Genomic DNA, 11,592 nt, shown 5'->3' on the forward strand with positions numbered 1-11,592 from the left:
TTCACTAATTTCCTTTTCGCAACTTGCAAAAAGTATAATTGTTACGATGAATGTGATTTTTTGTAGTTTCGTCATAATATATCTGCCAACGTTTTTCGGCTTGGCGATGTGGGGGATTTTTAGCACTAAAGTTCAATATTATTATTGCTGTTGAACCTTGCACAAATGTTTCAAGTAGCACTTCAGCCGCCATATTGCCAAACCGATGTTATGGGAAGTGCTAATCTTCGTCTTGTGGTATTGGTTCGTTATTCATAAATGCTTCAAATGAGCCAATCGGTGCAAAGTCAATGTTAATAATTGAATAATTGTCTTTATCTCTCCAAAGTCGAACACTGTCTGTTCCTTTTTTTTGTAACCATTCACGAGTTACTAATTTCCTGTCTTTTAAGCCTAAAACATCAACTAAAAGCCATTGTCCGAGTGCCGATTGTCCGTAACGTTTTCCGTTTTCATCACGTTCAGTGTTACTTCCTGATTGCAAACCTTTCATATTGCTTTGCGTTACCAAAGACGGAATTTTTTTGCCGTTTGGAAGTTGCAAATAAAAACGAACTTCTGGCTTATTTTCCTTATCGCCTTGATAATTTTTTTGTTCATTTTCAAATTCAAAAATGTCTTTCGTGAAAAAGTTTGGGTGTTTTTTGTGAAATTCTCTCGGAATAGGAATATAAACTTCGTTTAATGGTCGTAAAGTTTCGCTTCCTTTATTTTTTGGTGCTGCGTTCCAAGCATTTAATCCCGATTTTTCTTCAACTTCTTTTGATTGGTAAGAATAAAGTGGAAGATAAACTTCAACGATATTTTTAACAGCAACTTTTGCCTTATCAATAAAGTTAAAATAAGCTTCTAATAAAAATGAAAATGGGTCTTCAATGATTTGAATATCAAATTGATGAAGTAAAAAAGTGTCTTTTTTTGATGAATCGAATTTTTGATGAATTTGTGAATCTCCAAATGTATATTTATAATCTTTGTGTCCGTCCGACCAAGAAAATGCAGTTGGTGTTAGATTAAATTTTTCAAGTTTGTTTAAATCAATCAGAGGATAAGCACATTCGTTTATTACAAAACGACCTTCATCACGAGTTACATAATGATAAATGTTTTTGTTTTCTGATAATCCTAAACGCTCGTAATCACTTCTCATACGCTCGTTTTTGATTTCTGAAATTTTGTAAGCTAATGCTTCAACATCTTTATTTTTAAAAACTGCGTTGATGTCATTTTGGTAGCGTTTGAGTTGCATTACTTTTTGAAAAGACGGTTTGCTATTCATCCAAGTTTTTAAACCAATTCCAATTCTGTCATTTCCGAAAACAGAAACAACATCGTGAGGTGTGTTACCAATATCTGCATTTTGGCTGTTAAAAATCTTTGCAAAAACGGTTTCCTGAAATTTGGAATCAAGATAAGGAATCATATCGCCTTGCTTTTGGCGAAAAAGATTAGATAAAGCTCCATAAACTTGTAGAAACTTTATGTATTCTTCTCTTTGTTCCGTAGAATATTGTTCCCAAACACTCATTTACAAAACTTTTATTATCTCATTACTAATTCTTTCAATCAAAGGTGTTGTTACCGAATTTCCTGCCTGCATATAAAGTTTGCTGTTTGCGACAGGTGGCAAAATATATTTGTTCATTGGATAACCTTGAAAAGCAAAACATTCTTTTGGAGTTAGTTTTCTAATTCCAAAATCATCTTTTATCAATGGCACGTTGTGTCCACCTGCACCCATATTTGCGGTCAAAGTCGGACAAACATTACTTTTATTTTCTCTCACATAAACTCTACGCCATTGATAAACAGTGTCCTTTTTTGTAATCGTTTTTGCAAGTTCAGGGTAATATTGATGATTTTCAGGATAATAATATTTATCGTCTTGTTTACCTTGTTCCAAAATGTCGTGAATTGTTTTTGTCAATTTAATTTCGCTTGGAAACTTAAATTTTTTATATTTTTTAACTTGTTTCGGGTCGAAAGCAACGATAAAAATTCTTTCTCTATTTTGTGGCACGTTTGCGTGTGTCATAGAATTTAAAACTTTATGAAACACTTTGTAACCTAATTTTTCTTCTAAAATTTCAATAATTACTTTAAAGGTTTTTCCGTTGTCGTGAGAAACCAAATTTTTGACATTTTCCAAAAACACAACCTTTGGTCGGTGTTTTTCAATAATTTTTTCAATATCAAAAAATAGCGTTCCTCGTGTGTCGGTAAATCCTTTTTGATAACCTGCAATCGAAAATGCTTGGCAAGGAAAACCCGCACACAAAACGTCAAATTCTGTTGGAATATAGTTTTTAATGCGTTCTTTCGTAATATCTCCAAATGGAATTTCACCAAAATTTTCTCTATAAGTTTTTTGAGCGTCTTTGTTCCATTCACTTGTGTAAACGCATTTTCCACCAACATTTTGCATTGCAATTCTAAATCCTCCAATTCCTGCAAAAAGATCAATAAATTTGAAAGTATAATTTTCTGGGGTTGGAAACGGAACGTTTTCAACTTCAAATAAAAATTGTTGTAGAGCTTCTTCGGCTACAATAGAAACTTCGATTTCATTTTTGTATTCAACGTAATTTTTTAAGACAGTGAGAGCTTCGTCTTTGTAGTATTTTGAAACTCCGTTGTGAATGTTGTGAAGATAATGAGTTAAAACAGCTTTTTCTTCTTCAAAAGGTTCAATAAGTCTAATTTGATAACTTTTGTCATCAAATTCTTCAATGCTTATTTTTTCTTTTATCAACATATTTTGTTCGCTTAATCATTTCAAGTCGCAAGTTAAGAATTAAATTACATTTGCGTTACAATTGGTTTATTTTTTGCCGAAATTTCTTTAGATGACCGAGCGTTCAAAAAGCATTTCCCATAACGTTTCGGGGCTTTGCGTTCGGGCGGGCTTTTTAGCACTACAATCGATACGAAGAACCGCACTTCAATTATACACAAAATTGTCAATAGAAGCACGTCACCCCGCCTGACGCAAAACCGCTGTTAGCCGTTCGCCCTTTTTTCAGGTCGTTATTTGTTTTTTTAATTGTCGTGTCGTTGTCTTTATAAATTCGTCTTTGTCTTTTTTTGCTTCTTTTATCATTGCTTTTATGTCAGCTGGAATATCAAAATGTTTTTCTGCCCAAATATGTATTTCTACAATTATAGGTAACAAATCTATTGATTTTTGAGTAAGCCTATACAAAACTTTTGCCTTGCTGTCTGGGTGTTCTAACTTTTCAATGAGTTTGTTTTCTTCTAAACTTTGAAGTCTTGATGCTAAAATATTGGTAGCAATCTTTTCCTCTGACTTTAAAAAGTCGCCATAGGTTGATTTATTAGCAAACATCATATCTCTGATAATGAGTAGCGACCACTTGTCGCCAAATATGTCAAGTGAGCAACTAATAGGGCATTCCGACCTTTTTTTATCTTTTTTCATTTTTTTCTAAATAATTACTTGCATTTTAAAAGTTGTTTGTATATTTGCACTTGCAATATGCAAGCAAAAATACAATAAAAATTTAAAAGTAAGTAATGAAACAAACAATTTTAATAACAGGTGCATCGTCAGGCTTTGGTTTGATACTAGCAACCAAGCTACACGAAAGTGGTTACAAAGTTATTGGTACAAGTCGCAACCCAACCAAAATGCAAGTGCCTTTTAAAATGCTGGCGTTGGATTTAGCCGATGATAGTTCAATAAAAACTTTCAGCAATGAATTGTTTAAGCATATATCTCAATTAGATGTATTGGTAAACAATGCAGGTTATTATTTGTCGGGGCTTGCCGAAGAAACAACGATTGAGCAAGGCAAACAACAATTGGAAACCAATTTTTGGGGAACAATAAAACTTACAAATGAATTATTACCACATTTTAGAAAGCAACGCAATGGGAAAATAATAACTGTTGGTTCAATTATGGGCTTACTTAATTTTCCAAGTGCTGCTTATTATGGTGCGTCCAAACACGCTTTGGAAGGTTATTTCAAATCGTTACGATTTGAGTTGAATGAATTTAATATTAAAGTGTCAATGGTTGAGCCAATGGGGTTCAAAACTGGCATTATTAGTAATTCTTTTGAGGCAGAAAGTAAAATTAATGACTACGATAATTACCGAAATAAAATAGAAAGATTTTCAAAAGATATATTTGAAAAATCGCCCGAACCAACTCCTGTAATAAATACCATAATAAAACTAATTGAAGATAGTAATCCAACATTCAGCCACCCCGTTGGCAAAGGGGCATCTTTGTTTTTGGCAATTCAACACTTCGCATACAAAACATTTGAAAATTCAATAATTAAAAACATCAATAAATTCAAATAAAATGAGAGCATTCACAGTAAATAAATACAGCAAAAAGGAACCATTACATTTAACAGATGTAAGTGAGCCAAAAGTAAACGAAAACGAAGTTTTGGTTAAAATCCATAGTGCGGGTGTAAACCTATTAGATTCATTGATTAGAAATGGCGAATTCAAAATATTTCTGCCCTACAAAACTCCATTTGTAAACGGTCACGATATGGCTGGTATTGTTACAAAAGTTGGGGCAAAAGTTTCAAAATTTAAAGTGGGTGATGAAGTTTATGCAAGACCTGCTGATTTTAAAATTGGTACTTTTGCAGAATATATTTCTGTCAATGAGAATGATTTGGCTTTGAAACCTAAAAACATTTCAATGGAAGAAGCCTCATCAATTCCATTGGTTGGACTCACTTCTTGGCAAGCACTTGTTGAAATAGCTAAGTTAAAAAAGGGGCAAAAGGTTTTTATTCAAGCTGGTTCAGGTGGTGTAGGAACTTTTGCAATTCAATTGGCAAAACATATAGGGGCTTTTGTAGCTACAACCACAAGTTCGTCAAATACTGAATTAGTTAAAAATCTTGGTGCCGATTTAATTATTGACTATAAAACACAAGATTTTGCAACAATTTTGAAGGATTACGATGTCGTTCTTCATAGCAATAGAGAAGCAAAAGTGCTTGAAAATTCTTTGAAAATCTTAAAGCCTGGAGGAACTCTTATTTCTCTTACAGGTCCACCCACAGGTGCTGTTGCTAAAAATTTGGGTTTGGGTTGGCATTTTCAAATTATTATGAATTTGTTGAGTTTGTCGGTAAGAAGAAAAGCTAAAAAACTCGGTGTCAATTTTAATTTTTTATTTATGAAAGCAGACGGAAAGGCTTTGAGTGAAATTACAAAGTTGATTGAAGCTGAAAAAATCCGTCCTATAATTGATAAGGTTTTTCCGTTTGAGCAAACCAATGAAGCATTGACTTATGTTGAGTCGGGTCGTTCCAAAGGCAAAGTTGTCATCAAAGTTCAGTAGTTTGTCCTGTTGCCCTATGTTTGCAGTGTCTCTCATAGGGTGACGGCTAACGTTTCGCGGCTTGACGCAGAAGCGAAGCCAACGAGCGATTTAATTTCTGTTAAAGATAAACATTTTCGTGAAAAATAGATTTCAATTTAAGAGAAATTGAGCTATTGCGCCAAACCGCTGTTGTGTGTTCGGTTGCGAAAAATAATCTTCCCTTTTTTTAGTCAGTTTCTTTCGCTTTCGACGTCAATTTTTCCGTTTTATAATTTTCTTAAAATATTTCCCTTTTCAACTTTCCGCTTTCTGCTTTCCATTTTTAGATTTCGTATCGTTGTTAGTTTTTTTAGTTCCTAAACATTTTTAATTCCGCAACGTTTAGAAGCAAACTTTTATTTGTCCGTTTCTTAAATTTGAGAAATGAATTTTGGTTGAAAGTCTCTAAAAAAAAACACAAAAAAGTTGATATTTCTTCTTCCGAATTGTTGTCTGCGGCGTTTTTTCTTCCGAAACTGACACACAACGTTTTGCAGCTTGGCGAAGTGGCGGAAATCGAAGCACAAATGTTCAGTTATGCACAAAAGTTCAATCGAAGAACTACCGTTGAATTTAGCATTAAACCCGCCATTTTGCCAAACTGCTGTTGTGCGATCGCCCTTTTTTATTCCGTTCATTTTTTCAAATATATTTCATCTCTCACATAGCTGTTATTCAGCCAAAAGCAATGTTTTGTGTATTCATTTTCTTTTGTCAATTTATCTTTTTTAGGTAACGAATATGTGTCGGAAGCATCTTTTGCGTGAGGCCGAACGTGTGATATTTTACTAAATTCTTTGTTTGGAAAATTAGTTTCACGACTTACTTTTCCATTTTTGTCTGTTTTGAAACCTTTTACTATTTCTCCCTTTGCAACGATTTGTTGTGTTTTTGTCCAAACTTTTTCAACTTCTAGCAAATCTGTATAAGGCATATTCCAAAATTTTACTTTTCGTAAAACCAATTTTTCGTTTTCAAATTGAAAGAATACAAACAAAAATTTATGTTCTAAAATGTCTTTAAAATCAGAGTTTTCCCAATCTTCATTTACGATTTCTTCGTACTTGAATGTTGGAAAAGAAATGTCTTCTTTTGGCAAATTATTTTCTTTTAAGCGAACAGTTTTTACAATAATTTCTGCTTTTTCAAATTCTTCAATTTCTTTGTCAAGAGAAATTCCAAGAATTGATTTTGTCAAGTTAGCATAAAAACTTTTTGCTTTTGTGTTGATTTCAATTTTCAAACTTTTCACAATTTCCTCTTGTGTTTTTCCGTAATATGGTTTGAATTTTGAAATTACAATTTCTTCAATTGTCTGTTTTTTTGCAACAGCAACCGATGAAATTAATTTACCATAAATTTCCGTTGGTTCATTTGCAATTGATGCAATTATATGATTAACATAACCTTGCTTAAATGAATATGCTCTTTGTTTTGCAGGAATTTCAGAAAAAGGTTGTTTTCTTACCGATGAAGCGTTTGCACCTTTGGTGCAAGCTCCAAGATAAAAAGTGTCGCCTTCCGAAAGTTCGTGTGCTTTTCCGTCAGCAATTTTTTTAGTGATTGTTTCCCAATCTTTCTTGATGATTTCTAAATCTGTTGATGGAAAACTCCATTCGTCAACCAACTTTATAATTAAATCCAAAATGTCGTAACCAGCTTGATGCAAATAGAAAATCAAAAGAATGCTTGCATTCTTTTTAATGAAATCACTATTTTCAAAATTTTGGTTTACAACATTAAAGTAATTGATGATGTTTAAAACCAATCGCTCTTTTGAACGATATTCATTATTTTTAAGTTGTTTTAGAGGCGAAGATTTTAACTCCATTCCAATTTGAGTAAAATCGGCTTCTGCTGTTGAATTGGGTTCGTAACCAAAGTAAAATTTTTCTAAAACTTGTCCAAAATTTCCTTTACCTGAATAAGAATGCTCCAAAATTGTTGGGTCACAAACTTGGCGTAAAGATTTTCCTTTCAATTTTTTTGCGTACTCAATAACAGAGTTTTTGTCGCTCGGATTATACGGTAACTTCATTCTTTATTTTTTCTGTTAGAGCAATTCCTATTTTTTCTATGACACCAACAACCAAAGCATTTCCCATAAAAAACGCTCGTTTTGTGTCTGAAATTCCGTTTAATTTTGTGTGATCGTCCGGAAACATATTTAAACGCTCTAATTCTACTGGCGATAATCTTCTAAAACCTTTTGACGTTTGAATAACATGTTTAAATCTTGATGCAGATTTTCCGCCTTCGCCTGTTATAATTGTTCGTGATGGTTTGTCTAATGGATCAGGAAAAATCATTCCACCTTCGCTATAATTGTACTCAAAACCGTCTGCATTTTTACGCATTTCTTTTTTCGGACCTTTCAAATATTTCCATTTGTCAAGTTCTTCATTGCTGATATAAAATTCTTCGGTAACTTCTCCGTTTTGGATTAAGTCTTTTAAAATTGTAAATTTTCCCTCGTAATTTGGTTGTGTTTTTATGGTTGTAACATTTCCGTCAATCATCAATCCAGAGTTTTCAAACATTCCTGTTTTTCCGTTTTTATTGAAGTTTTCCGAAATAGAAACAATGTCGCCTTTTAGTTTAAATTCTTTTGGGAATAGTTTGTTTTCGGTTGTTACAGGAAAAGAATTTGCCAACGTTCCGTCTTCCAAAATCCACTCGATTGTTTTAATGTTTTTAATGTTTTCGTAAATTTCGGTATTGTTTAAATATGCCAAAATAAAAATTCTTCTTCGTCTTTGTGGCATTCCAAAATCAGCAGCATTTATTACTCGCCATTCTACAGCGTAACCTAATTCGTTTAAACTTTGAAGAATAATTGCAAAATCTCGTCCACGTTGTCCTGATGGCGAAATTAAAAGTCTGTCCACGTTTTCAAGAAACAAGTACTTTGGTTTGTTTTCTTTTTCTGAAAGAATTTTGTGAATTGACCACCACAAAACGCCTTTTTTACCGATTAAACCTTTAGAATTTTTCAGTGTTGTTGCAACCGAATAATCTTGACAAGGAAAACCGCCAACCAACAAATCGTGGTCGGGAATTTCAGAAACTTCAACGCTTGCAATATCTTTGTTGGAATGGTTGTCCATACCAAAACGATTTTCGTAAACAGCAGATGCGTGTTGAATTTTTGTTGAAGGTTCCCATTGATTGCTCCAAACAACTTCGTAAGGACTTTCAAATTTTTCTTTGTAATTTGAAGACGCAGATTTTCCGTTCCAGCCTTCTAATCCAAGTCTGAAACCGCCAACACCTGCAAACAATTCGACAACTTTTATTTTATTTTCCATTGTTCACAGTTTTTAGGTATTTTACTTTTTCTTCAGCAACTTTTAGGATTTCAATGTCCGCTTCTTCGTCTAAAATTTTATAAGCGATTTGGTCGCTTAAAAATTCAGTTTGCAATTCTTTTTTATCAACATTAAAATATTCAGCAACTTGACTTATAATTAATTTTGTTGGTTGTCTTTCGTTGCGTTCAATTTTCGCAAGTAGGGAAGTGTCCATTTCCAAATTTTCAGCAACAGTTTTTAAAGTCTGTCCCGTTTCCTCTCTCAAACCTCTCAAAAGTTCGCCAAAAGATGTATGTTTTTTAATTGTAGTCATTTGGTCATATTTTGTCCAAAGATACAATTATTTTTAAAATGGACAAATAAAGTCCAAAATATTTTCGGAAGTTTGGTTTTTGCGATCAGTTCGGCAAGGGTGTCGCACAACGTTTTGCCGCTTTGCGTCTGTTGCGAGCTTCGGAACTGATTATTTTCTGTTAAAGATAAAATTTTTTGCGAAAGATAAACGTCAATTTTGCACTTTTCTCGCAATAGCGCAAAACGGCTGTTGTGCGATCGCTAATGTTTTACTTAAATATTGTTTTAAATAGAATTTTTACGATAATTATTATTCCGCCAATTATTAAATATTTTTTCCATTTAAAATTATTGCTTACACTTTTTTCACTTAAGTTTAATTGAAACACTTTGAATTCAGTATTTTCAAAAAGGTCGTCAGCTTCTTCTGTTGCAATTTCTACTCCGAGTCTTCTTTTGGCAACTTTAAATGTAAAATCTTCCATAAGTTGGTCTTCGGTGTAGAAATCATCATCATTTTCATCTTTCCATAATAATTGCTCGTTCTCTTCGTACGATTTTTTATAAATTTCAATTTCTTCTTCAAAACGGTTTCCAAATTCTTGCTTCATTTCTTCAGCAACAATTTTAAGGCGTTTCTTTTCTCCGTTTTGTATTAATGAATATCCATGAAAATTTACTGAACTCACACAACTAACTGTTACTATTTCAGCTTTTGGAAATATCTTTATTAAACTTTTTTCATAATCTGCTAGATTTAAGTTTTTGCTTTCTTCTAAAGATTTAGTTGTCAATAAATATCCATCACAAATTATTAAGTTACCGTTATAATAACCTATTCCAATTTGATTTTCTTGCGGATTTAGGATTTCATCAAACGTTGTATTTTCTTTTTGCTCAAAATTTTCGAAGCCTAAACTTTTTAAAAGTTCATTTTCATTTGAATAATTTTCCTTATTTTCAATTATTATTAATGATGTATTCCATCCCATAATGTTCTTTTTTAAGTTCGTTTTTTTTTAGTGTCGCACAACGTGTCGCAGCTACACGAGGTTTGGGGAAAAGTACGCCTTAATTTTCGGTTAATGACTGAACTTTCAAGTACAAAAGCAACTTTAAAGTTTGCCTAAAACCCAAATCTCGTGTAACTGCTGTTGTGCGTTCGGCTATTATCTTTAATCAGTTAAGTAAAAAGTTTTGTTCAATTGAATTTTTCTATGTTTTGCCTCCATCGTTTTTGAGGAAACTTTGAGAACTATTTTCGGATTTATTTTGCTTTGGCATAAGTGAATTGATTTATATTTTATGCTTGTTTAATTTTATAAATTTATTTTTCTATAACCTTTGACGGAATTAAACCAGGGCAAGCTTTGCATTTTACAGCACAACAAGCCATCCAATCCCAAGCCACAATACCAAAAGAGACTCCATTACTGCCATAACTTCCCTTTATTCCAAATCCGATGTTTTTAATATTTGCTACTTGATAACTTGCGCCAACTTCCCAAAACGGCTTAACCTTTTTTTCGGTAACATTGTATACATTTTTATAAAACACCGCTGCATCATACAAATCAATTTTTATGTTCCTCTCGCTACCCATACGAACACCTCCTAATACACTAATTTCGCCTTTATAATTTTTACCTAAAAAAATACTTGGTCCAGCAGCAAAATTAAATTGGCTCCAGCTTTTGCTATAGCTACTAATAGCTGTAAATCCATTTCCTTCAAAGGTCTTTGCAAAAGATACTATTTCTTTCTCATTAGTTTTGCCACCATTAAAGCCTAAAGTAGATTTTATACCTAATGTATTTCCCCATCGGTAATTTACACCAGCGTTTAAACCATTGCCTGCAAAAAGTGGTTTAGTATCTTTCGTATTAGTACTATTTGTAGAAATTAAATACCCAATTTCTGCACTCCAAGAACCGAAAGGTTTTTCTTTTTCTTTTTTGGTTTGAGCATTTAAATTAATTGATAATATGCAAATTACAAGAATTGAGATTGATTTTTTCATTTTATTGTTTTTTTAATTGGTTTCTGTCTTTTTTAGCTGACGCACAACGTTTTGCGGCTTGGAGCAGAAGCGAAGCCAGCGAACGGCTAAATTTCTGTTAAAGATAAACATTTTCGTGAAAAACAGACTTCAATTTAAGAGAAAATGAGCTTTTGCGCCAAACCGCTGTTGCCTGCTGTGCGAATCTGCGTTTTTTCTGTTGTCTGTCGAGTAGTTTTTTTTTCAGATTTCAAGTTTTTTTCCGCTTTCGCTTCTAAAAAAATTTTCCGCTTTCGACGTTTCAAATTTTCTTGTCAGTTTCTCCTTTTAAAATGTTTGAGATTTCACTTTTTAAGCACAATTTCCCTCAGGTTTTCTGTTAGATTTCAGTTTTTCTGTCCGATTTCGTTCAGCCGTAATTTTCTGATAAAGTTCCGACAAAAAAAAGAAAAGCAACGAAGTAGAAACAATCATTATTCTTCCTTCAAAAAACCAGGAAAAATTTCTTCCGGAATTTTTCCGCGTATAGCAGGCAACGTTTTGCGGCTTGACGCAGAAGCGAAGCCAGCGAACGGTTAAATTTCTGCTAAAGATAAACATTTTCGTGAAAAACAGACTTCAGTTTAAGA

General features: G+C 32.9%; 11 protein-coding genes. 2 read left to right on the forward strand and 9 right to left on the reverse strand.

Features of this window, described 5'->3' with window-relative positions; all coding sequences use genetic code 11:
- Positions 1 to 220: 220 nt before the first annotated feature.
- The 3 genes from Q361_RS12325 to Q361_RS12335 all read right to left on the reverse strand — a co-directional run bounded on the left by Q361_RS12325 (position 221) and on the right by Q361_RS12335 (position 3,439).
- Positions 221 to 1,528: a phospholipase D-like domain-containing protein gene (locus tag Q361_RS12325; RefSeq protein ID WP_103727038.1), complete on the reverse strand. Its 1,308-nt coding sequence runs from the start codon at positions 1,526 to 1,528 to the stop codon at positions 221 to 223.
- On the reverse strand, positions 1,529 to 2,755 hold the full coding sequence (dcm, locus tag Q361_RS12330; RefSeq protein WP_103727039.1) for a DNA cytosine methyltransferase: 1,227 nt from the start codon (positions 2,753 to 2,755) through the stop codon (positions 1,529 to 1,531).
- Between the two features lie 264 nt (positions 2,756 to 3,019).
- Positions 3,020 to 3,439, reverse strand: a complete 420-nt coding sequence (locus Q361_RS12335) for a winged helix-turn-helix transcriptional regulator (RefSeq protein WP_103727040.1) — start codon at positions 3,437 to 3,439, stop codon at positions 3,020 to 3,022.
- A gap of 95 nt (positions 3,440 to 3,534) precedes the next feature.
- On the opposite strand from Q361_RS12335, the gene Q361_RS12340 reads away from it, so the two are divergent.
- Positions 3,535 to 4,332: an SDR family NAD(P)-dependent oxidoreductase gene (locus Q361_RS12340; protein WP_103727041.1), complete on the forward strand. Its 798-nt coding sequence runs from the start codon at positions 3,535 to 3,537 to the stop codon at positions 4,330 to 4,332.
- Between the two features lies 1 nt (position 4,333).
- On the forward strand, positions 4,334 to 5,338 hold the full coding sequence (locus Q361_RS12345; RefSeq protein ID WP_103727042.1) for an NADP-dependent oxidoreductase: 1,005 nt from the start codon (positions 4,334 to 4,336) through the stop codon (positions 5,336 to 5,338).
- Between the two features lie 392 nt (positions 5,339 to 5,730).
- Here Q361_RS12345 and Q361_RS12350 read toward each other — a convergent pair whose 3' ends face one another.
- The 6 genes from Q361_RS12350 to Q361_RS12375 form a co-directional block, all read right to left on the reverse strand.
- Complete coding sequence (locus Q361_RS12350) at positions 5,731 to 5,997, reverse strand: hypothetical protein (protein WP_103727043.1); 267 nt, start codon at positions 5,995 to 5,997, stop codon at positions 5,731 to 5,733.
- On the reverse strand, positions 5,994 to 7,397 hold the full coding sequence (locus Q361_RS12355) for a Sau3AI family type II restriction endonuclease (RefSeq protein WP_103727044.1): 1,404 nt from the start codon (positions 7,395 to 7,397) through the stop codon (positions 5,994 to 5,996). The genes Q361_RS12350 and Q361_RS12355 overlap by 4 nt, the downstream gene beginning before the upstream one ends.
- Positions 7,381 to 8,667 (reverse strand): DNA (cytosine-5-)-methyltransferase, encoded by a 1,287-nt coding sequence (dcm, locus tag Q361_RS12360; protein WP_103727045.1) that lies wholly within the window; start codon positions 8,665 to 8,667, stop codon positions 7,381 to 7,383. Before dcm (Q361_RS12360) ends, Q361_RS12355 begins: the two co-directional genes overlap by 17 nt.
- Positions 8,657 to 8,983 carry a helix-turn-helix domain-containing protein gene (locus Q361_RS12365; RefSeq protein WP_103727046.1) on the reverse strand — a complete coding sequence of 109 codons (327 nt, stop codon included), beginning with the start codon at positions 8,981 to 8,983 and terminating at the stop codon, positions 8,657 to 8,659. The genes dcm (Q361_RS12360) and Q361_RS12365 overlap by 11 nt, the downstream gene beginning before the upstream one ends.
- A gap of 250 nt (positions 8,984 to 9,233) precedes the next feature.
- Positions 9,234 to 9,956: a hypothetical protein gene (locus Q361_RS12370; protein ID WP_103727047.1), complete on the reverse strand. Its 723-nt coding sequence runs from the start codon at positions 9,954 to 9,956 to the stop codon at positions 9,234 to 9,236.
- A 335-nt stretch (positions 9,957 to 10,291) separates the two neighbouring features.
- Positions 10,292 to 10,984, reverse strand: a complete 693-nt coding sequence (locus Q361_RS12375) for an outer membrane beta-barrel protein (RefSeq protein WP_103727048.1) — start codon at positions 10,982 to 10,984, stop codon at positions 10,292 to 10,294.
- Positions 10,985 to 11,592 lie beyond the last annotated feature (608 nt).

This window comes from Flavobacterium croceum DSM 17960, assembly GCF_002917885.1.
In the GTDB taxonomy this organism is placed as follows: Bacteria; Bacteroidota; Bacteroidia; order Flavobacteriales; family Flavobacteriaceae; genus Flavobacterium; species Flavobacterium croceum.